Below are 21,753 nucleotides of genomic sequence, written 5' to 3' on the forward strand. Positions count from 1 at the left end.
CATGATGGTGTTGTTGTACAGAGTAGTCGGGTCACATTCCAATACAAAAAGGCGACATTTATTAATGTCGCCTTTTTGTTTCTTACTCTGGCTTCTCTTTGAGCGGGAAGCGTCTGCGTACCAGCACGAAGAACAACGGTACGAAGAAAATCGCCAGGATAGTGGCCGAGACCATCCCGCCAACCACGCCGGTGCCTACCGCGTGTTGTCCGCCGGAGCCCGCGCCGGTGGTGAGCGCCATCGGCAGCACGCCGAAAATAAACGCCAGTGAGGTCATCAGAATCGGACGCAGACGTTGGCGGCAGGCTTCCAGCGTGGCCGACATTAAATCCTCGCCTTGTTCGTTTCTCTCGTTGGCAAATTCGACAATCAGAATAGCGTTTTTCGCCGATAGCCCGATTACCGTGAGCAGCCCGACCTGGAAGTAAACATCGTTCTCCAGCCCGCGCATCCAGGTTGCCAATAGAGCACCAATAACCCCGAGCGGTACTACCAACATCACGGAGAATGGTACCGACCAGCTTTCATACAGCGCAGCCAGACACAGGAAGACCACCAGCAGGGAAATAGCATACAGCGCCGGAGCCTGCGCCCCAGAGAGGCGTTCCTGATAGGACATTGCTGTCCATTCCAGGCCGAAACCGGTAGGAAGCTGTTTCACCAGATTTTGCATAACGTCCATCGCGGTACCGGTACTAACGCCCGGCGCGGCTTCCCCGATAATTTCTACCGCCGAGTAGCCGTTATAGCGTTCCAGGCGCGGCGATCCGGTTTCCCAGCGTGAGGTGGCAAACGCTGAGAATGGCACCATCTGACCGGTATTATTCCGCACGTACCACAGATTAATATCATCTGGCAGCATGCGGTATTTGGCGGCAGATTGGACGTACACTTTCTTCACGCGGCTGCGATCCATAAAGTCGTTAACGTAGCTTGAACCCCACGCTGTTTGTAGCGTGTCGTTAATATCGTCGATGGAAACCCCCAGTGCCTGGGCTTTACGCTGGTCGATATCCACCTGCAGCTGTGGGCTATCGTCGAGACCGTTGTGACGCACGCGGGTCAACTGCGGGTCTTTGCCTGCCAGCTCTAACAGCTGGTCACGCGCCGCCATTAGCGCATCGTGCCCGGCCCCGGCGTGATCCTGCAATTCCATATCAAACCCTGCGGAGCTCCCCAAACCGCTAATAGACGGTGGGCTGCTGGCAAAGACGCGGGCTTCTTTAATCTTGTTCAGCGCTTTGGTGGCACGTTCAATAATGGCGAATGACGTCCCGGTGGTACTGTCACGCTCGTCCCAGTCCTTCAGGCGCACAAACATCCGCGCCACGTTCTGACCATTACCGCCGGGGCCGGAGCCGATGGTGGCGAAGATCGAGGTGATATTGTCTTTCTCATTTTTGAAGAAATAATCCTCAACTTTCTCCACCACCTTCAGCGTCTGTTGCTGAGTTGAACCGCTTGGCAACTGAACGGAAGTGGTGAACATGCCGCGGTCTTCCAGCGGCAGGAATGAAGAGGGCAGGCGCAGGAACAGGAATACCATGCCACCAAGCAGCAGCACATAAATCAGCATCCAGCGGACGCTGCGCTGAAGAATCTTCGCCACGCCGGACTCATAGCGGCGGGAGCTGGCGTCAAACTTGCGGTTAAACCAGCCGAAGAAGCCTTTTGTCCCGTGGAGTTCGCCTTTGTGGATAGGTTTCAGGAGAGTGGCGCATAGCGCGGGTGTGAGGATCATCGCCACCAGCACCGAGAGCACCATTGCCGATACGATGGTTATCGAGAACTGGCGGTAAATCGCCCCGGTAGTGCCGCCAAAAAAGGCCATCGGGATAAACACCGCCGACAGCACCATGGCGATACCCACCAGCGCACCTTGAATTTGCCCCATCGATTTTCGCGTGGCCTGCCTCGGCGTGAGCCCTTCGCTACTCATTATTCGCTCGACGTTTTCAACCACCACGATGGCGTCATCCACCAGCAGCCCGATGGCGAGCACCATGGCGAACATCGTCAGGGTGTTAATGCTGTATCCAAAGGCGTAGAGGACTGAGAATGTCCCCATCAGCACCACCGGAACGGCGATGGTTGGAATCAGCGTAGCGCGGAAGTTTTGCAAGAACAGGTACATTACCAGGAATACCAGCAATACCGCTTCAAGCAGCGTTTTTACGACATCCTTAATGGATGCTTTGACGAACGAGGTAGTCTCGTAGGCCACTTTATATTCCAGCCCGTGCGGGAAGTACTGCTTGAGTTCATCCAGCCGTTGGATAACGCGCTCGGCGGTGGCCATTTCATTGGCGCCGGAAGCGAGCTTGATGCCCAGACCGGATGCCGGATTGCGGTTATAGCGGCTGAGGTAGTCGTATTTTTCCGCGCCCATTTCGATGGTGGCGACGTCACCTAACGTGACCTGCGAACCGTCCTGATTTACGCGCAGAGTAATATCGCGAAATTGCTCCGGTGTTTGCAGTAAAGACTGGGCGTTGATGGTGGCGTTCAGCGCCTGGTTATCGACCGATGGCGTTCCCCCTAGCTGGCCGACCGCAATCTGCGCATTCTGGGATTTAATGGCGTTGGTGACATCGCCGGCGGTGAGCTGGAAGCTATTGAGTTTGGCCGGATTGAGCCAGATACGCATGGAATATTGCGAGCCGTAGGCGTCGATGTCGCCCACGCCGTCCACGCGGCTTAGCGGGTCCTGGATGTTACTGGCGACATAGTCGGAGATATCTTGTTTATCCATGCTGCCGTCGGTGGAAACGAAAGCGATGGTCAGAATGTTGGTATCGCCGGTTTTACGCACTGTGACGCCCTGAGTCTGCACTGCCTGCGGCAGCTTGTTCATGGCGGTTTGTAGCTGGTTTTGCACCTGCTGTACGGCTTCGTCCGGGTCGGTGCCCGCCACAAAGCTCAGGGTAATACTGGCCTGGCCGGTGGCGCTACTTTGCGATGACATATACATCAGGTTATCGATGCCGGTCATGTTCTGTTCGATAACCTGAGTGACGGTATTTTCCAGCGTCTGCGCTGATGCTCCAGGGTAGTTGGCGGAGATGCGTACGTTTGGCGGCGCGAGGTCAGGGTATTGCTCAACGGGGAGTGAAAATATTGCCAGCGTACCGGTCAGGCACAATAGGATTGCCAGCACCCAGGCAAAAATGGGGCGATCGATAAAGAAATTCGCCATCAGGATCCGGACCTCATATTATTCATTTTTATACGTACTGAATTGCGTCAAACACTGTAGCCGTATGGCTGCCAGCAATCGTGGAGAAAATAAGAAGATAATGTAAATTATCGTGCTGCTTTGCTGAAACGGTTTGCACATCCTTACGCCACCGTCAGTAGATGCATGAAACGTAATTTCATTTAAGCTGAAATTTATTGATCTGCCACATTATACTGACAGATAGTCACCATTTCTGGGCAAATGGACATTGCCTGCACAGGGATTCCTCAGCTAATAAATAGAACTTATAAATATAAGGTTTTATAACCATAGGCTGAGAATGTATGAACCGTTTTATTCGGGTAGATAGCCAAAAATGCATTGGATGCAAGGCATGTGAAGTCGCCTGTGTAATGTCGCATAACGAGGAGCAGCACGTCCTTAACGCGTCCCAGTTTGTTCCGCGAATTACGGTAGTGAAAATGAACAACCAGCGCGGAGCGGCAACCTGTCATCATTGTGAAGATGCCCCCTGTGCGCGTAGCTGCCCAAATGGCGCAATACGTCATGACAATGACGCTATTTTAGTTAACCAGGCAAAGTGTATCGGCTGCAAATCCTGCGTGGTCGCCTGCCCGTTTGGCACCATGCAAATTGTCCTGACGCCAGCCAACGATGGGCGGGTTAAAGCCAGCGCCCATAAGTGCGATCTGTGTCATGAGCGCCCGGCGGGCCCAGCGTGTGTGGAAAACTGCCCGGCTGATGCGTTGCAACTGATGACCAATCAGCGGCTCAGCGAAATCGCCGGTGCGCGTCGGCTGCAAACGGCCTGCCGTGAAGCGCAGCCGTGGCATAGCGATATCCGTGCGGCTGCCCCACAGGCGGTACGTAGTAAAGTCCAGCAGATGGCTGCCACGCCGCCGCGTGAGGAGGCTGATAAGCTGAATCTGACGGCGCGTAAAACCGGCTTTGCTGAAATTTATCTGCCGCTCCACGAAGCGCAGGCGCAGCAGGCGTCATCACGCTGTCTGACCTGCGGTGAACACAGCATTTGCGAGTGGACCTGCCCGCTGCATAACCATATTCCTCAGTGGATTGAACGAGTTAACGCCGGGGATATCGACGGAGCGGTTGAACTGTCGCATCAAACCAACCCGCTGCCGGAAATTACCGGTCGGGTATGCCCGCAGGACCGGCTTTGTGAAGGTGCTTGCACCATCCGCGACGAGCACGGCGCGGTGACTATCGGCAATATTGAGCGCTATATCTCCGACCGCGCGCTGGCTAAAGGCTGGCGTCCGGATATTGGCAATGTCGCCAGCAGCGGCAAGCGAGTGGCGATTATCGGCGCAGGTCCGGCGGGGCTGGCCTGTGCAGATATTCTGGTGCGTCAGGGCGTCGAGCCGGTGGTGTTCGACCGTCATCCAGAAATAGGCGGCCTACTGACCTTCGGCATCCCGGCCTTTAAACTGGATAAATCGCTGATGGCCCGCCGTCGCGAAATTTTCACCGATATGGGCATTCGATTTGAGCTGAACTGCGAGATTGGCAAAGACATCATGCTCAGCGCGCTGCTGGAAGAGTATGACGCCGTGTTTATTGGCGTAGGCACCTATCGCTCGATGAAGGCAGATCTACCCAACGAAGACGCGCCGGGCGTTTACGATGCGCTGCCGTTCCTGATTGCCAATACCAAAAATGTGATGGGCCTTGCTGAATTGCCCGACGAGCCGTACATCAATACCAAAGGGCTCAATGTGGTGGTGCTCGGCGGCGGGGATACGGCGATGGATTGCGTGCGCACCGCGCTGCGTCACGGCGCGCAGAAAGTGACTTGTGCCTATCGTCGCGATGAAGCCAATATGCCGGGCTCGAAAAAAGAGGTCAAAAACGCGAAGGAAGAGGGCGCTGAATTCGAATTTAACGTCCAGCCGGTAACGCTTGAGCTGAATAACGAGGGCGGCGTTAGCGGTATCCGTTTCCTGCGCACCCAGCTTGGCGAGCCGGACAGCAACGGGCGGCGTCGCCCAACGCCGATCCCTGGCAGTGAGTTTGTGATGCCGGCCGATGCGGTGATCATGGCCTTCGGCTTCCATCCACACGGAATGCCGTGGCTCAATGCCCAGGGCGTTGAGGTCGACGACTGGGGACGCATTCGCGCCAACGTGAATTCCCGCTACCGCTATCAGACCAGCAATCCGAAAATCTTCGCCGGCGGCGATGCGGTGCGCGGCGCGGATTTAGTGGTGACGGCGATGGCGGAAGGCCGTCATGCGGCGCAGGGGATCCTCGATTGGCTGGACGTTAAAGTTACCCGCGCGCATTGACGCAACCCCGGCTCCACGGCGTAATATGGTTCATCCGTGTTACCGCCGTGGAGCCAGAATGTCCCTTAACATCAACGTTATCAAAAATAAAATTCTCTCTGAAAACTACTTCGTCCTGCGCAATATTACCTACGATTTAACCCAACGAGACGGGCAGGTCGTGCAGCACAAACGTGAAGTCTACGACCGGGGTAATGGCGCTACTGTCCTGCTCTACAACAGCCAAAAACAGAGCGTAGTGCTGGTGCGCCAGTTCCGCATTGCGACCTGGGTGAACGGGAATGCTGATGGGATGCTGATTGAAACCTGCGCCGGGCTACTGGACGACGACGAGCCGGAAGATTGCATCCGCAAAGAGGCGATTGAAGAGACCGGCTACCAGGTGAAAAACGTGCGCAAAGTCTTTCAGCTGTACATGTCGCCGGGCGGAGTGACGGAAATCGTACACTTCTTTATCGCCGAATATGACGATAGCCTGCGTGAAAATGCCGGAGGCGGGGTCGAAGATGAGGCGATTGACGTGCTGGAACTGCCGTTTAGCCAGGCGCTGGAGATGATTCGTCGCGGTGAAATTTGCGATGGTAAGACCGTGATTTTACTTCAATATCTTCAGCATTCTGGGCTTATGGCGTAACTCAGTACAATGCTCAATCCGACAAATCCGATTGAGCATTGTCGCCTCGGTGGTGAAGATACCCTCAGTAAGTTGATGCTTTTTTCTTCTGGGGTAGTACCGTCCATGCGTTACCGCGTTTTCCTTTTATTCTTCTGCATCGGGTTACTCCCGACGTCGTTGACGTGGGCGGCCCCGGCACAGCAGCTCTTTTCCGACTGGTTAGTCACCTGCAATAACCAGAATTTCTGCGTGGCTCGTAACGTTGGCCTTCATCACGGTTTGGTGATGACCCTGAGCCGTAGCGCGGGGGCGCACACTGACGCCCAGCTACGCATTGAATTGGGCGGTCTGGTCAACCCGGTGGCGGCGGTGCCAGCCATTGAACCGCGCCTGCTGTTGGACGACAAACCGCTAAAGCTGGATGGTGAACACTGGAAAATTCAGCCGAAGCTGTTGACCACCGGCGATAGCGCCACTATTGATGCCTTTTTGCAGCAAATTCAGGATGCCAGCGCCATCACGCTGGTGAAAGGCGTGCAGGTTATGTCGCTTCAAGGGTTGAAGGCGGCGCTGTTGTTTATCGATGCCCAGCAAAAGCGCGTTGGCAATGAAACCGCGTGGATCCGTAAAGGCAGCCAACCGCCGCTGAGCGTGCCGCCCGCCCCGGCGTTAAAGTCAGTGGTGAAGGTTAATCCCGAACCCACGCCGCTGGGCCATGACGAGTACAACGATCTGCTCGATTTTGGGACCTGGCGGATGAACAATAACCAATGCTCGCTGGACCCCGTACGTCGTGAGGTATGGATAACGGCGCTAACCGATGACAAAGCCCTGATGATGACCAGCTGCGAGGCCGGAGCCTACAACACCATTTACCGCGCCTGGCTGGTATCGCGTAAAAAACCGTTTGTCACCACGCCGATACGACTACGGCTGCCTTTTTTACCTACCGGTAGTGAAGGACGCGATATCGAACTGGTTAACCTGACTTTCAACGAAAAAAGTCGCGAGCTCGTGACGCTGGAAAAAGGACGTGGGCTGGGCGATTGCGGCGTCCAGACGCGCTGGCGATATGATGGCCAGCGTTTTCGTCTGGTGCGCTATGCCGCGCAGCCGCAGTGCGATAACTGGCAGGGGGCGGATGCCTGGGCGACCCAGTGGGTTTCCGGTTAACGTTTCCTGATTTCCGTAATGTAGGTTACGGCGACGTGGGCGGCAAAATTCGGCACATCGTCGAATGCTTGCTGGCCAACCGGGGAGTCAAAGGCCGCTATGGCGTCATCAAGTGAATCAAACCACAGCTCTGAGAAACCGTCGATCGGCGAATCAGCATAGACCCGACGGTCGATAGGGTTCAATACATACCCCCGCAGCCCAGGCAGCTCAAGGGCGATTTTGCTATGTACCTCCTGCCAATGAGCAACAAATTCCTCGAAACTCTGCCCCTCTTTTTTAGTCAGCAGGCCGACATGTTTAAAACCGTTTGCCGTCGTCATCACTTACTCCACAGTTGATAGAGATGTATTAACATCATGATTAATTTAACGATTAAAGATGATGGCTTAACGGGCCCGCTTTGCCACATGATGAGCGTTAGTCATCACGAGGCATACTATGATTGATTTATTTAAGGCGATAAATAGGGTTTTGTTCGCATCTTTGTAGACATAGATTCTCCAGTGAGGTACAGCATAGTGATTCCTTATTCAGGGGGCTTTACTGATGCGTACAACAGATAATCTTGGCGGGATCACTGCCTTCGCCACAACGGCCCAGTTGGGGAGTTTTACCGCCGCGGCCGAGCGGCTGGGGCTGACCAAATCCGCGGTAGGGAAAAGCGTCGGTCGCCTTGAGGCTCGGCTGGGGCTCAAGCTGTTCCACCGTTCAACGCGGCGGTTAAGCCTTACTCCCGATGGCGAGATGTTTTTGGCTCGCTGCCAGCAGGCTATTGATATCCTTGAACAGGCCGAAGCGGAGCTGACTTCTCACGTCGTGCAACCGGCGGGGCGTCTGCGTGTCGATCTGCCGTCGGCATTTGGCCGACAGCGTGTCCTGCCCATTCTATTAGCCATTGCTCGCCAGTACCCGGCGCTGTCGCTCACGGTAACGTTTAGCGAACGTTTTGTTGATCTCATTGAAGAGGGCATTGACCTGGTGGTGCGTATTGGGGAACTGGCGGATAGCAGCGGCTTAGTTGCCCGCCGTTTGACGACGCAAAAGCTGGTGCTCTGCGCGATTCCCGCCTATCTGCAACGCCACGGAGAGCCTCAAAAACCGGATGAGCTGTCAGACCATCATTGCGTTGTGGGTTTTCGTCGTAACCAGCCCATTTCGTGGCTGTTCAAAGAGCAAAATGGGCAGACCGTCCGGGTGACTCCGCCTGCAACCCATGAGTTTGCCGACGGTGACGCCATGCTTGCCGCGACGCTGGCCGGATGCGGCCTATCGCAGCTGCCGCGCTGGTTGGTGGCAGAACATTTGCAGCGCGGCGAGTTAGTCGAAGTGCTTGCAGAATATGCCGGTGGGGAAATGCCAATCAGCGCCATATGGCCGAAGAACCGCCAGCCGCTGCCGAAAATACGCTATGCCGTGGATGAACTGGTTCGTGCGGCACGGGAAGGTCTGCTGGACTAACGGGGTGGTAGTTTGGTTATGGCGGGCATAACGAAAAAGCATATTTGGAAATCATGATCTTGCTACTGATAATTGATAACATATAGATAATAAATCAATAACAAAGCATGGCGTGTTCGCAAGAGTATGGCGGCCTTCAAAGTTTACCGGGCGGTCAAAGGCGATACTAGGCGCTTCCTTCGGGAGTGCATCAGGAACGTAATTGCGCTTCACCCTTTTAGTTCGATACGTGAAAGGAACCCTAAATGGACGACCAATTAAAACAAAGTGCCCTCGATTTTCATGAATTCCCAATCCCAGGAAAAATTCAGGTTGTGCCAACCAAGCCATTAGCGACTCAGCGCGATCTGGCGCTGGCCTACTCGCCGGGCGTTGCTGCACCGTGCCTGGAAATCGAAAAAGATCCGCTGGCGGCATATAAATATACGGCGCGTGGCAACCTGGTTGCGGTGGTGTCTAACGGTACCGCCGTACTCGGTTTAGGTAATATCGGCGCGCTGGCCGGTAAACCGGTTATGGAAGGCAAGGGCGTGTTGTTCAAGAAATTCGCGGGTATCGACGTTTTTGATATCGAAGTGGACGAACTGGACCCCGACAAATTTATTGATGTCGTTGCGGCGCTGGAACCCACGTTTGGCGGCATTAACCTCGAAGATATTAAAGCCCCGGAATGCTTCTACATTGAGCAGAAGCTGCGTGCACGCATGAACATTCCGGTGTTCCACGACGATCAGCACGGTACGGCGATTATCAGCACCGCGGCTATCATAAACGGCCTGCGCGTGGTGGAAAAAAATATCTCCGATATCCGTATGGTCGTTTCTGGCGCTGGCGCGGCCGCTATTGCCTGTATGAATCTGCTGGTGGCGCTGGGCATGCAGAAACACAACATTGTGGTCTGCGACTCTAAAGGCGTTATCTACGAAGGCCGTGAGCCAAATATGGCCGAAACCAAAGCCGCTTACGCGGTGAAGGATGATGGAAAACGGACGCTGGACGATGTGATTGCTAACGCCGACATTTTCCTTGGCTGCTCCGGTCCGAAAGTACTGACCCAGGAGATGGTTAAGAAAATGGCGCGTGCGCCGATGATCCTCGCACTGGCTAACCCTGAGCCGGAAATTCTGCCGCCGCTGGCGAAAGAAGTGCGTCCGGACGCCATCATCTGTACCGGTCGTTCAGACTATCCAAACCAGGTGAACAACGTTCTGTGCTTCCCGTTTATCTTCCGCGGTGCGCTGGACGTTGGCGCAACGGCTATCAACGAAGAGATGAAGCTGGCGGCGGTACACGCAATCGCCGAGCTGGCGCACGCCGAACAAAGCGAAGTGGTGGCGTCGGCCTATGGCGACCAGGATCTGAGCTTTGGCGCGGAATACATCATTCCAAAACCGTTCGATCCACGCCTGATCGTCAAGATCGCCCCGGCGGTGGCGAAAGCGGCGATGGACTCCGGCGTGGCGACTCGTCCGATTGCCGATTTTGATGCCTATATCGAAAAATTGAGCGAATTTGTCTACAAAACTAACCTGTTCATGAAGCCGATTTTCTCGCAGGCACGTAAAGAGCCGAAGCGCATCGTGCTGGCAGAAGGTGAAGATAACCGCGTGCTGCACGCAACGCAGGAGCTGGTGACGCTGGGGCTGGCAAAACCGATTCTGATTGGTCGTCCAGGCGTTATCGAGATGCGTATCCAGAAGCTGGGCCTGCAGATTAAACCGGGCGTCGACTTCGAAATCGTCAACAATGAGTCTGACCCGCGCTTTAAAGAGTACTGGCAGGAATACTACAGTCTGATGAAACGCCGCGGTATTACGCCAGAGCAGGCGCAGCGTGAGATGATCAGCAACACCACCGCTATCGGCGCCATCATGGTTCAGCGTGGCGAAGCGGACGGGATGATTTGCGGCACCATCGGCGACTACCACGAACACTTTAACGTGATTAAGCCGCTGTTTGGCTACCGCGACGGTGTCCACACCGCCGGGGCGATGAATGCGCTGCTGCTGCCAAGCGGGAACACCTTTATCGCTGATACCTACGTTAACAACGACCCTACGCCAGAAGAGATTGCTGAAATCTCACTGATGGCGGCGGAAACCGTTCGTCGGTTCGGTATTGAGCCGCGCGTAGCGCTGCTGTCGCACTCTAACTTCGGTTCTTCTGATTGCCCGTCGGCCAGCAAAATGCGCGATGCGTTAGAGCTGGTGAAAGCACGTGCGCCTGAGCTGATGATTGACGGTGAAATGCACGGTGATGCTGCGCTGGTGGAAAGCATCCGTAACGACCGTATGCCGGATAGCCCGCTGAAAGGTTCCGCGAATATCCTGGTGATGCCGAATATGGAAGCGGCGCGTATCAGCTACAACCTGCTGCGTGTCTCCAGTTCTGAAGGTGTTACCGTCGGGCCGGTGCTGATGGGCGTAGCGAAACCGGTACACGTGTTGACGCCAATTGCCTCCGTTCGCCGTATCGTCAATATGGTGGCGCTGGCGGTGGTTGAAGCGCAGACCCAACCGCTGTAAAAACAAAAAGCCCCGGAAATCCGGGGCTTTCTTCTTAGGTCGCGGTGAGCGGCTCCGCTTAGACCCACTGTTTGACTTTGATAAACTCATCCAGCGCCGCTTCCGGACTACCGTCTTCTGGCTGGTAGTTATACTCCCAGCGCACCAGCGGTGGCATCGACATTAAGATCGACTCCGTGCGTCCGCCTGTCTGTAGACCGAACAGCGTCCCGCGATCCCACACCAGATTGAACTCGACGTAGCGCCCGCGGCGATAGAGCTGGAACTCACGCTCGCGCTCGCCGTATGCCATCGTCTTGCGACGGTTGACGATAGGCAGATAAGCGTCGGTAAACCCTTGTCCAACGGCCTGCATGAAGCTAAAACATTGGGCGAAGTCCGGCGTGTTGAGATCGTCAAAGAACAGACCGCCAATTCCGCGCTGCTCGTTGCGATGCTTGAGATGGAAATAGTCATCGCACCACTTTTTGTAGCGCGGGTAAACGTCATTTCCGAAGGGCTGACACAGGTCGCGCGCGGTGGTGTGCCAGTGAATCGCATCTTCGTCAAAACCGTAGTAGGGGGTTAAGTCGAAGCCGCCGCCAAACCACCACACCGGCTCTGCGCCCGGTTTTTCGGCGATGAAAAAGCGCACGTTAGCGTGGCTGGTCGGGACGTACGGGTTGCGCGGATGAACGACCAACGAGACGCCCATCGCTTCAAAGCTGCGCCCGGCAAGCTCTGGACGATGCGCGGTAGCAGAGGCTGGCATAGCATCGCCATGCACGTGGGAGAAGTTGACTCCCGCCTGTTCAAACACCGCACCGTCGCGCAGTACGCGGCTACGCCCGCCGCCCGCTTCACGCTGCCAGTTGTCTTCAATGAAGACGCCGCCGTCGACCTGCGCAAGCTGCTGACAGATATCGTCCTGCAGCTTAAGCAGAAACGCTTTGATTTGTTGAACATCGATGGACATTAACGTTTCCTGGCGTGGGCTTTCTGGTTATCAAACCAGTGGAAATAGCTGATGATGCCGGAAGCGATAGCGTTGGCAATTTTCTGCCGAAACGCAGCGGTGCCTAGCAAGCGCTCCTCGGCCGGGTTGGTAATAAACGAGGTTTCCACCAGCACTGACGGAATAGACGGTGACTTCAGTACCACAAACGCCGCTTGTTCCGTGCCTTTACTGTGCAGTTTATGCACCGGCTTAATATTTTTCAGTACGTGTGAACCCAGAGTCAGGCTGTTTTTGATCGTATCGGTTTGTACCAGATCGAACAGCACCTGCTGCAACAGGTGATCTTTATCTTTGGCCTTTTTACCTGCCAATTCATCCACGGCGTTTTCTTTATCCGACAGGTACTTTGCCATGGCGCTACTGGCCCCACGGTTGGAGAGCGCGAAAACGGAGGCGCCCGCAGCGGAAGGGTTGGTAAAGCCGTCGGCGTGAATCGACATGAACAGGTCAGCGCCGTGTTTATGGGCGATTTCAACCCGGTCGTACAGCGGAATAAAGGTGTCGCCGGTACGCGTCAGTTTGGCGTCGATACCGTTTTTTTGCAAAATCGCCCGCACGTTTTTGGCAATCGCCAGCACCACGTGTTTTTCTTTAGAGCCACCGTGGCCAATCGCACCGGTATCAATACCGCCATGGCCGGGATCGAGCATCACCAGACGTCGGCTGGAAGATTTCTTCGCCGGTTTACTGTGACTGCTGCTGGTTTTTAATGGCTCGTTCTTCGCTGCTGCCTGAGTGGCAATACCGGACAAGGTTAACGCAGCCAGCCCGGCTTTTAGCACCTGCCGGCGCGAAGTCAGTGTTTTTAATGGTTTAAAAGTGCTCATTCCGGCCTGAGTTGTAAAAACAAGAATCCATGTGTTATATCGTATCGCGTTTTCCGTTACGACTGTTCGTGATGAGAATTGTTTTACTTTTCATTTCAATACGTGTCTGCACGTTATTATGCCATTTTTTTCACCATGCTGCGTCAGATATTGGCTTAATTGACCGTTCACGCCATAATCACTGTTTTTAAACCTGAAAAGGTGGTCAATACCATGGAGATACGCGTTTTTCGCCAGACAGATTTTGAAGAGGTCATCACTCTGTGGGAGCGATGCGATCTACTGCGCCCATGGAACGATCCGGAAATGGATATTGAACGTAAGGTCAATCACGACGTGAGCCTGTTTTTGGTGGCTGAAGTCAACGGCGAAGTGGTTGGCACGATTATGGGTGGCTACGATGGCCATCGCGGGTCGGCCTATTACCTTGGCGTGCACCCGGAATATCGTGGACGCGGCATCGCCAATGCGCTGCTTAATCGCCTGGAGAAAAAACTCATCGCCCGAGGCTGCCCGAAAATCCAGATAATGGTGCGGGAAGAGAACGACGTTGTGCTGGGGATGTATGAGCGCCTGGGCTATGAACATGCCGATGCGCAAAGTTTGGGTAAGCGTCTGATTGAAGATGAAGAGTACTGATTTCTCCGCCGCTGATTTCGACTCACAAGGTCGTTTACGTCTCCCTTTTCTGTTTTGGTGCCTGTTACTGTTACAGGCACGGACATGGGTGTTGTTTTTGATGGCTGGCGCGTCACGCGATCAGGGTGACGTGCTGCTGAACCTGTTTTATCCCGACCATAGCCTTTTCTGGATAGGGCTGCTGCCCGGCGTTCCGGCGGTTTTAGCTTTCTTACTCAGCGGACGGCGTCACGTCTATCCCCGCGTCTGGCGCTGGCTGCGGCCGATGCTTGTCGTCGCACAGGTAATTTTGCTGTGCTGGCAGCCCTGGCTTTGGCTCAGCGGAGAACCGCTTTCTGGTATCGGTTTAAGTCTGTTTTTACTGGATGTTTTTGCGCTGTGGTGGCTGCTGACTAATTCACGACTCCGCGCCTGTTTCAATGAAGTGGCAGATTAAACGGCACTAATTGGGTTTCCTGGACTCCAATAGGCCTGACTTAAATAAATAGGAAGTATCAATGAAATCGCTGCGTTTACTGTTGTGCGCCCTCCCGCTGGCCCTGACCGGCTGTTCTACGCTTTCTGCGGTGAACTGGTCTGCGGCCTATCCGTGGAACTGGTTTGGCTCTTCTGCAGCCGTGAGCGAGCAGGGTGTGGGTGGTCTGACGGGCTCAACGGCGCTGAATGAACAGGCCATTGGCGATGCGTTGGGCAGCGACTATCGCCTGCGCAGCGGCATGAAGGCGCAGAGCGGCGGCGTGGTTCACTATTTTGAAGCACTGCGCGGCGACAAGCTGGCCATGGTCATCAATGGTGATGGCGGCACGGTGAGCCGTATTGATGTGCTGGATAATGACGTGACTGCGGCCGGTGGCGTAAAAGTGGGCACGAAATTTAGCGATGTCTACGAAAAAGCGTTTGGTAACTGCCAGGCGGCCACCGCCGACGAAAGTAACGTCGTGGAGTGTAAGGCCAAAGACAGCACCCACATTAGCTATCAGTTCTCCGGTAACTGGCAGGGGCCGCAGGGCCTGATGCCGCCGGACGACACCCTGAAAAACTGGACGCTGTCGAAAATCATCTGGCGACGCTAAATTTGACCGCAGTTGCCCCGGCTTGCTGAAAAGCGGGTACAATATGTGAGGTTTTTATATGCCACGATGTCGTGGCATTTTATTTCAGGAGGAGCGATGTCTCAGGTTCAGAGCGGCATTTTGCCGGAACATTGCCGCGCGGCGATTTGGATTGAAGCCAATGTAAAAGGGGACGTCAACGCCCTGCGTGCCGGCAGCAAAATTTTTGCCGAAAAGCTGGCGGCGTTTCAGGATAAATTCCCGGACGCCCATTTAGGTGCGGTTGTTGCGTTTGGCCACAATACCTGGCGTGAGCTGAGCGGCGGCGTTGGCGCGCAAGAGCTGAAAGATTTTCCTCCGTATGGCAAAGGACTGGCGCCATCCACGCAGTTTGATGTGCTGATCCACATTCTCTCTTTGCGTCATGATGTTAACTTCTCCGTGGCTCAGGCTGCGCTGGCCGCCTTTGGCGATGCGCTGGATGTGAAGGAAGAAGTCCACGGTTTCCGTTGGGTTGAAGAACGCGATCTGAGCGGCTTCGTTGACGGTACCGAGAACCCGGCGGGTGAAGAGACGCGTCGTGAAGTGGCGGTGATCAAAGACGGCGTGGATGCGGGCGGCAGCTATGTTTTCGTCCAGCGCTGGGAGCACAATCTTAAGCAGCTGAACCGCATGAGCGTACCGGATCAGGAGATGATGATTGGCCGTACGAAAGAAGCCAACGAAGAGATCGACGGCGACGATCGTCCGGAAACCTCGCACCTGACCCGCGTTGACCTGAAAGAAGACGGCAAAGGGCTGAAGATTGTTCGCCAGAGCCTGCCATACGGTACCGCAAGCGGCACCCACGGCCTGTATTTCTGCGCCTACTGCGCGCGTCTGCACAATATTGAACAGCAACTGCTGAGCATGTTTGGCGATACCGACGGTAAACGTGACGCAATGCTGCGCTTTACCAAACCAGTGACCGGCGGGTACTACTTCGCGCCTTCGCTGGATAAGCTGGTGGCGCTGTAAGGCTGAGCTTTCCCCCTCACCCTAACCCTCTCCCCATAGGGGAGAGGGGATCGTTCGCTGCGCTTTGTTGTATTGAAACTGAAGATGAGATTAACCATTAGTCGCTCGTTCTCTTGGGATTGAGTGGCGATGGTCTGGCATGGCCGAACTAACGGTGAGGCCAGCTACTCCCCCTCTCCCTTTCAGGGAGAGGGCCGGGGTGAGGGTGCAGACGACACAAGCGCCTCAAGAATCCTCACCAATACCGCCTCCTCATTCTCCATTAACTCATTATTCCAGAATCTCAACACTCGCCACCCCTGTAACCTCAGCCACGCCGTTCTTCGGGCATCATATCCAGCCCTTTCATCATGCTGCCCACCATCCAGCTCGATTGCCAGATGAGCGTGACAGCAGGCAAAATCCAGAATATAAGGTCCGATCGGATGCTGGCGGCGAAATTTAAAATGCGCGAATCGGCGGTCACGAAGTAAGTACCATAGCCGGCGCTCCTGTGGCGTGAGCTGGCGTCTTAGCTGCCGGACGAAATCATATTTGCTTTCCATTGCGGCACTCTGACATCGATAGTGCCGGTTGTCTGAAGCGCGTTATCGTCATGGAATCAGGCTTCAGAAAACGGCATTAATCTCCTTATTCTCTTTTCAACTTCCAAATCACCAAACGGTATATAAAACCGTTACTCCTTTAGTACCCGTTATAAATACACTGAGGCTTAGAAAGTCCTCACACTATAGGGTGCGCAATGGCGATGAACTTACTGAAAAAAGGATATCTGACGCTCGCGGCTTCAATGCTGCTGGTTGCACAAGCGCAGGCGACTGAGCTGCTCAATAGCTCTTATGACGTTTCCCGCGAGCTGTTTGCCGCCCTGAATCCGTCGTTTGAGCAGCAATGGGCGAAAGACAACGGCGGCGATAAGCTGACGATTAAACAGTCTCATGCCGGTTCATCCAAACAGGCGCTGGCGATTTTGCAGGGCTTAAAAGCAGACGTTGTAACTTATAACCAGGTGACTGACGTGCAGATCCTGCACGACAAAGGCAACCTGATTCCGGCTGACTGGCAGTCACGTTTGCCAAATAACAGCTCGCCGTTCTACTCCACCATGGGATTCCTGGTGCGTAAGGGCAACCCGCAAAATATCCACGACTGGAGCGACCTGGTGCGTCCGGACGTGAAGCTGATTTTCCCTAACCCGAAAACCTCGGGTAACGCACGTTATACCTATCTGGCTGCATGGGGCGCGGCGGATAAAGCCGACGGCGGCGATAAGGCGAAAACTCAGCAGTTTATGACCCAGTTCCTGAAAAATGTTGAAGTCTTCGACACTGGCGGTCGCGGTGCGACAACCACTTTTGCCGAACGCGGTCTGGGTGATGTGCTGATTAGCTTTGAATCGGAAGTGAATAACATCCGCAAGCAGTATGAAGCTCAGGGTTTTGAAGTGGTTATCCCAAAAACCAACATCCTGGCAGAATTCCCGGTTGCGTGGGTCGATAAAAATGTTAAAGCCAACGGCACCGAGAAAGCGGCGAAAGCCTATCTGAACTATCTCTACAGCCCGCAGGCGCAGACCATCATTACCGATTACTACTACCGCGTGAACAACCCGCAGGTGATGGACAAGCTGAAGGATAAATTCCCGCAGACCGATCTGTTCCGCGTGGAAGATAAGTTCGGTTCCTGGCCTGAAGTGATGAAAACCCATTTCGCCAGCGGTGGCGAGTTAGACAAGCTGTTAGCGGCGGGGCGTAAGTAATGTTTGCAGTTTCTTCCAGACGCGTGCTGCCGGGCTTTACCCTGAGCCTCGGCACCAGTCTGCTGTTTGTTTGCTTGATTCTGCTATTGCCGCTTAGCGCATTGGTGATGCAGTTATCTGAAATGAGCTGGTCGCAGTATTGGGAAGTCGTTACCAACCCGCAGGTGGTTGCTGCCTATAAGGTGACGCTGCTGTCGGCGTTTGTAGCTTCTATTTTTAATGGCGTTTTCGGCCTGCTGATGGCGTGGATTTTAACCCGCTATCGTTTCCCCGGCCGTACGTTGCTGGATGCGCTGATGGATTTGCCATTTGCGCTGCCGACGGCGGTTGCTGGCCTGACGCTAGCGTCGCTGTTCTCGGTGAACGGTTTTTACGGCGAGTGGCTGGCGAAGTTTGATATTAAAGTGACTTACACCTGGCTTGGCATTGCCGTTGCAATGGCATTCACCAGTATTCCATTCGTTGTGCGTACCGTACAGCCGGTGCTGGAAGAGTTAGGCCCGGAGTATGAAGAAGCGGCGGAAACGCTGGGCGCGACCCGCTTGCAGAGCTTCCGCAAAGTGGTCCTGCCTGAGCTTTCTCCGGCGCTGTTGGCCGGAGTGGCGCTGTCGTTTACCCGCAGCCTCGGTGAATTTGGCGCGGTTATCTTCATCGCCGGTAACATTGCGTGGAAAACGGAAGTGACTTCGCTGATGATTTTTGTCCGGTTGCAGGAGTTTGATTATCCGGCGGCGAGCGCAATTGCGTCGGTGATCCTCGCGGCATCTCTGCTGCTGCTGTTCTCTATCAATACCTTGCAAAGTCGCTTTGGTCGGCGTGTGGTAGGTCATTAATGGCGGAAGTGACTCAATTGAAGCGTTATGACGCACCCCGTTTTAACTGGGGAAAATGGTTTCTGATTGGTACCGGGATGTTGGTTTCGGCCTTTATCCTGCTGGTGCCGATGATTTATATCTTCGTCCAGGCGTTCAGCAAAGGGCTGATGCCGGTACTGCAAAACCTGGCCGACCCGGACATGCTGCACGCCATCTGGCTGACGGTGATGATTGCGCTGATTACGGTGCCGGTGAACCTGGTGTTCGGCGTGCTGCTGGCCTGGCTGGTGACGCGCTTTAACTTCCCGGGTCGCCAGCTGCTATTAACGCTGCTGGATATCCCGTTTGCCGTTTCTCCGGTGGTCGCGGGCCTGGTTTATCTGCTGTTTTACGGCTCTAACGGCCCGCTGGGCGGCTGGCTGGAAGCCAATAACCTGCAAATTATGTTTGCCTGGCCGGGTATGGTGCTGGTCACTATCTTCGTCACCTGTCCGTTTGTGGTCCGCGAGCTGGTGCCGGTGATGCTAAGTCAGGGCAGTCAGGAAGATGAAGCGGCTATTTTGCTCGGTGCATCCGGTTGGCAGATGTTTAAACGCGTAACCCTGCCGAACATTCGCTGGGCGCTGCTGTACGGCGTGGTACTGACCAACGCCCGTGCGATTGGTGAGTTTGGTGCGGTTTCGGTGGTTTCCGGCTCGATTCGCGGCGAGACCTTATCGTTACCATTACAGATTGAACTGCTGGAACAGGATTACAACACCGTCGGCTCCTTTACCGCGGCGGCGTTGCTGACGTTGATGGCGATTCTGACCTTATTTTTAAAGAGTGCGTTGCAGTGGCGTTTGCATAATCAGGAAAAACGCGCGCAACAGGAGGGAAATCATGAGCATTGAGATTGCCAATATTAAGAAGTCTTTTGGTCGCACCCAGGTGCTGAATGATATCTCTCTGGATATCCCTTCCGGCCAGATGGTGGCGCTGCTCGGGCCGTCCGGCTCAGGCAAAACTACGCTGCTGCGAATTATCGCCGGGCTGGAGCACCAGACCAGCGGAAGTATTCGTTTCCAGGGCACTGATGTCAGTCGTCTGCATGCGCGTGACCGTAAGGTTGGCTTCGTGTTCCAGCACTATGCGCTGTTCCGTCATATGACGGTATTCGACAACATCGCCTTTGGTCTGACCGTGCTACCGCGTCGCGAGCGTCCAAACGCGGCGACCATTAAAGCTAAAGTCACCAAACTGCTGGAGATGGTGCAGCTGGCCCATCTGGCCGAGCGCTATCCGGCGCAACTTTCTGGTGGACAGAAACAGCGCGTGGCGTTAGCCCGTGCGTTGGCGGTAGAGCCGCAGATCCTGCTGCTCGATGAACCCTTCGGCGCGCTGGATGCACAGGTGCGTAAAGAGCTCAGACGTTGGCTGCGCCAGCTGCATGAAGAGCTGAAATTCACCAGCGTCTTCGTGACCCACGATCAGGAAGAGGCGATGGAAGTGGCCAACCGCGTGGTGGTGATGAGCCAAGGGCATATCGAACAGGCCGATGAACCAGAGCAGGTGTGGCGTGAACCCGCAACGCGCTTTGTACTGGAGTTCATGGGCGAAGTTAACCGCCTGCAGGGCACCATTCGCGGCGGGCAGTTCCACGTTGGCGCGCACCGCTGGCCGCTGGGCTATACGCCGTCTTATCAGGGGCCAGTGGATCTGTTCCTGCGTCCGTGGGAAGTGGACGTTAGCCGCCGTACTAGCCTCGATTCTCCGCTGCCGGTACAGGTTTTAGAAGCGAGCCCGAAAGGCCACTACACCCAATTAGTTGTGCAGCCCCTCGGGTGGTACAAAGACCCATTGACGGTGGTGATGCGCGGCGACGATACGCCGCTGCGCGGCGATCGCCTGTTTGTTGGCTTGCAAAACGCGCGCCTGTACCACGGCAATGAGCGTATCGAATCCCATGAGACGCTTGCTCTGGCCGAAACAGCCTGATAGCTTAATTCTTATGTTTATCGCCGGGTAAGCATTGCGCTACCCGGCTTTTTTTCGAGCAAAAAACGTGAACACATTAGAACAAACCATCGGCAATACGCCGCTGGTGAAATTACAACGTCTGGGGCCAAACAACGGCAGCGAAATCTGGGTCAAACTCGAAGGCAATAACCCGGCGGGGTCGGTGAAAGACCGCGCTGCGCTGTCGATGATTGTCGAAGCTGAAAAGCGCGGTGAGATTAAGCCGGGCGACGTGCTTATCGAGGCAACCAGCGGCAACACCGGTATCGCGCTGGCGATGATTGCCGCGCTTAAAGGTTATCGGATGAAATTGCTGATGCCGGATAATATGAGCCAGGAGCGTCGCGCCGCGATGCGTGCTTACGGTGCCGACCTGATTCTGGTGAGTAAAGAACAGGGTATGGAAGGGGCGCGTGATTTAGCGCTGGAGATGGCTCAGCGCGGCGAAGGTACGCTGCTGGATCAATTCAACAACCCGGACAATCCGTACGCGCATTACACCACCACCGGCCCGGAAATCTGGCAGCAAACGGGCGGTCGTATTACTCATTTTGTGTCCAGCATGGGTACCACCGGCACGATTACCGGCGTATCGCGTTTTCTGCGTGAGCAGGAAAAAGCGGTCACTATCGTTGGCCTACAGCCGGAAGAGGGCAGCAGCATTCCCGGTATTCGCCGCTGGCCGGCGGAATATATGCCGGGGATTTTTAATGCTCAACTGGTTGATCAGGTGCTGGATATTCACCAGAACGATGCGGAAAACACCATGCGTGCGCTGGCCGTTCGGGAAGGTATTTTTTGCGGCGTGAGTTCCGGCGGAGCCGTGGCCGGGGCACGACGGATTGCCGAGCAAAATCCAGGATCAGTAGTGGTAGCGATCATTTGCGATCGCGGCGATCGCTACCTCTCAACCGGCGTTTTTGGCGAAGAACATTTCAGCCAGGGCGCGGGGATTTAAACTTCCGGGCTATCCAGCAGGTCGGTGCCGTAGGAGTTATCTACGGTACACAGCCAGCGCCCGGATTGTTGGCGAAACACATAGGTCGCGCGGCGCGTGACCTGCGTAGTGCCGCCTTCGGCCAGCGGAATGTCCAGATGGGTTTCCATAATCACCAGCGCGTTATCGCCGCCTTCAATAATCTCCATTCGCCCCTGAGTCACCACTAACCGATGCTGAAAGAAGTCGGCGATGGCGATAAAGGCTTTGCGGATATTCTCTTTGCCGCTGACAACCATCCCCGGTTTTACCACCAGGGTGGCGTCTTCGGCGTAGTACTCCATTAGCGTGGCGTAATCTTCCTGCGAGATGGCGCGGTCGCAGGCTTCGATAACGGCTTTTAACGATGATTCTGACATCTGCACTCCTGAC

General features: G+C 55.0%; 20 protein-coding genes. 14 read left to right on the forward strand and 6 right to left on the reverse strand.

Annotated elements, in window-relative coordinates; genetic code table 11:
- Positions 1-82: 82 nt before the first annotated feature.
- A complete protein-coding gene (acrD, locus tag ABOC97_RS02770) occupies positions 83-3,196 on the reverse strand; it encodes a multidrug efflux RND transporter permease AcrD (protein WP_349593811.1) in 3,114 nt (1,037 codons plus the stop codon).
- 326 nt (positions 3,197-3,522) lie between these two features.
- Between acrD and aegA the strand changes: the two genes are divergently transcribed.
- The 3 genes from aegA to ABOC97_RS02785 all read left to right on the forward strand — a co-directional run bounded on the left by aegA (position 3,523) and on the right by ABOC97_RS02785 (position 7,294).
- Complete coding sequence (gene aegA / locus ABOC97_RS02775; RefSeq protein WP_349593814.1) at positions 3,523-5,505, forward strand: formate-dependent uric acid utilization protein AegA; 1,983 nt, start codon at positions 3,523-3,525, stop codon at positions 5,503-5,505.
- A gap of 58 nt (positions 5,506-5,563) precedes the next feature.
- A complete protein-coding gene (gene nudK, locus ABOC97_RS02780; protein WP_349593817.1) occupies positions 5,564-6,139 on the forward strand; it encodes a GDP-mannose pyrophosphatase NudK in 576 nt (191 codons plus the stop codon).
- Between the two features lie 105 nt (positions 6,140-6,244).
- A complete protein-coding gene (locus ABOC97_RS02785) occupies positions 6,245-7,294 on the forward strand; it encodes a DUF1176 domain-containing protein (RefSeq protein WP_349593819.1) in 1,050 nt (349 codons plus the stop codon).
- Here the strand turns inward: ABOC97_RS02785 and ABOC97_RS02790 are convergent.
- Positions 7,291-7,617 (reverse strand): EthD family reductase, encoded by a 327-nt coding sequence (locus tag ABOC97_RS02790; RefSeq protein WP_349593821.1) that lies wholly within the window; start codon positions 7,615-7,617, stop codon positions 7,291-7,293. The genes ABOC97_RS02785 and ABOC97_RS02790 overlap by 4 nt on opposite strands.
- 226 nt (positions 7,618-7,843) lie before the next feature.
- Here ABOC97_RS02790 and ABOC97_RS02795 point away from each other — a divergent pair, with 226 nt between their 5' ends.
- Positions 7,844-8,755 carry a LysR family transcriptional regulator gene (locus ABOC97_RS02795; RefSeq protein WP_349593823.1) on the forward strand — a complete coding sequence of 304 codons (912 nt, stop codon included), beginning with the start codon at positions 7,844-7,846 and terminating at the stop codon, positions 8,753-8,755.
- A 245-nt stretch (positions 8,756-9,000) separates the two neighbouring features.
- Complete coding sequence (gene maeB / locus ABOC97_RS02800) at positions 9,001-11,280, forward strand: NADP-dependent oxaloacetate-decarboxylating malate dehydrogenase (RefSeq protein WP_349593825.1); 2,280 nt, start codon at positions 9,001-9,003, stop codon at positions 11,278-11,280.
- A 58-nt stretch (positions 11,281-11,338) separates the two neighbouring features.
- Here the strand turns inward: maeB and hemF are convergent, their stop codons facing one another.
- Together hemF and amiA are read right to left on the reverse strand one after the other, a co-directional pair.
- Complete coding sequence (gene hemF, locus ABOC97_RS02805; RefSeq protein WP_349593827.1) at positions 11,339-12,235, reverse strand: oxygen-dependent coproporphyrinogen oxidase; 897 nt, start codon at positions 12,233-12,235, stop codon at positions 11,339-11,341.
- The gene (gene amiA, locus ABOC97_RS02810) at positions 12,235-13,104 is read right to left on the reverse strand and encodes an N-acetylmuramoyl-L-alanine amidase AmiA (RefSeq protein ID WP_349593830.1); all 870 of its coding nucleotides are present in this window, start codon (positions 13,102-13,104) and stop codon (positions 12,235-12,237) included. Before amiA ends, hemF begins: the two co-directional genes overlap by 1 nt.
- A 213-nt stretch (positions 13,105-13,317) precedes the next feature.
- Between amiA and ABOC97_RS02815 the strand changes: the two genes are divergently transcribed.
- From ABOC97_RS02815 to ABOC97_RS02830, 4 genes are all read left to right on the forward strand, one after another.
- Positions 13,318-13,743 (forward strand): GNAT family acetyltransferase, encoded by a 426-nt coding sequence (locus ABOC97_RS02815; protein WP_234502343.1) that lies wholly within the window; start codon positions 13,318-13,320, stop codon positions 13,741-13,743.
- The gene (locus ABOC97_RS02820; RefSeq protein WP_349593834.1) at positions 13,730-14,179 is read left to right on the forward strand and encodes a DUF2919 domain-containing protein; all 450 of its coding nucleotides are present in this window, start codon (positions 13,730-13,732) and stop codon (positions 14,177-14,179) included. Before ABOC97_RS02815 ends, ABOC97_RS02820 begins: the two co-directional genes overlap by 14 nt.
- A gap of 61 nt (positions 14,180-14,240) precedes the next feature.
- Positions 14,241-14,816, forward strand: a complete 576-nt coding sequence (locus ABOC97_RS02825) for an RpoE-regulated lipoprotein (RefSeq protein ID WP_349593837.1) — start codon at positions 14,241-14,243, stop codon at positions 14,814-14,816.
- Between the two features lie 96 nt (positions 14,817-14,912).
- Entirely contained in the window at positions 14,913-15,812 is a 900-nt protein-coding gene (locus tag ABOC97_RS02830; RefSeq protein ID WP_234502340.1) for a Dyp-type peroxidase, read from the forward strand.
- Between the two features lie 182 nt (positions 15,813-15,994).
- Here the strand turns inward: ABOC97_RS02830 and ABOC97_RS02835 are convergent, their stop codons facing one another.
- Complete coding sequence (locus ABOC97_RS02835; RefSeq protein ID WP_349593840.1) at positions 15,995-16,357, reverse strand: endonuclease domain-containing protein; 363 nt, start codon at positions 16,355-16,357, stop codon at positions 15,995-15,997.
- Positions 16,358-16,554: 197 nt separating this feature from the next.
- On the opposite strand from ABOC97_RS02835, the gene ABOC97_RS02840 reads away from it, so the two are divergent.
- From ABOC97_RS02840 to cysM, 5 genes are all read left to right on the forward strand, one after another.
- Complete coding sequence (locus tag ABOC97_RS02840) at positions 16,555-17,571, forward strand: sulfate ABC transporter substrate-binding protein (protein ID WP_234502338.1); 1,017 nt, start codon at positions 16,555-16,557, stop codon at positions 17,569-17,571.
- Positions 17,571-18,404, forward strand: coding sequence for a sulfate/thiosulfate ABC transporter permease CysT (cysT, locus tag ABOC97_RS02845; RefSeq protein WP_234502337.1), 834 nt, complete (start codon positions 17,571-17,573; stop codon positions 18,402-18,404). Before ABOC97_RS02840 ends, cysT begins: the two co-directional genes overlap by 1 nt.
- Positions 18,404-19,279, forward strand: coding sequence for a sulfate/thiosulfate ABC transporter permease CysW (gene cysW / locus ABOC97_RS02850; RefSeq protein ID WP_234502336.1), 876 nt, complete (start codon positions 18,404-18,406; stop codon positions 19,277-19,279). Before cysT ends, cysW begins: the two co-directional genes overlap by 1 nt.
- Complete coding sequence (gene cysA / locus ABOC97_RS02855) at positions 19,269-20,363, forward strand: sulfate/thiosulfate ABC transporter ATP-binding protein CysA (RefSeq protein WP_234502335.1); 1,095 nt, start codon at positions 19,269-19,271, stop codon at positions 20,361-20,363. The genes cysW and cysA overlap by 11 nt, the downstream gene beginning before the upstream one ends.
- Before the next feature lie 67 nt (positions 20,364-20,430).
- A complete protein-coding gene (gene cysM / locus ABOC97_RS02860) occupies positions 20,431-21,342 on the forward strand; it encodes a cysteine synthase CysM (protein ID WP_349593846.1) in 912 nt (303 codons plus the stop codon).
- Here cysM and ABOC97_RS02865 read toward each other — a convergent pair.
- On the reverse strand, positions 21,339-21,740 hold the full coding sequence (locus tag ABOC97_RS02865) for a YybH family protein (protein WP_416013193.1): 402 nt from the start codon (positions 21,738-21,740) through the stop codon (positions 21,339-21,341). The genes cysM and ABOC97_RS02865 overlap by 4 nt on opposite strands.
- Positions 21,741-21,753 lie beyond the last annotated feature (13 nt).

The sequence above is a fragment of the Kluyvera huaxiensis genome (assembly GCF_040149365.1).
Taxonomy (GTDB): Bacteria; Pseudomonadota; Gammaproteobacteria; order Enterobacterales; family Enterobacteriaceae; genus Kluyvera; species Kluyvera intermedia_A.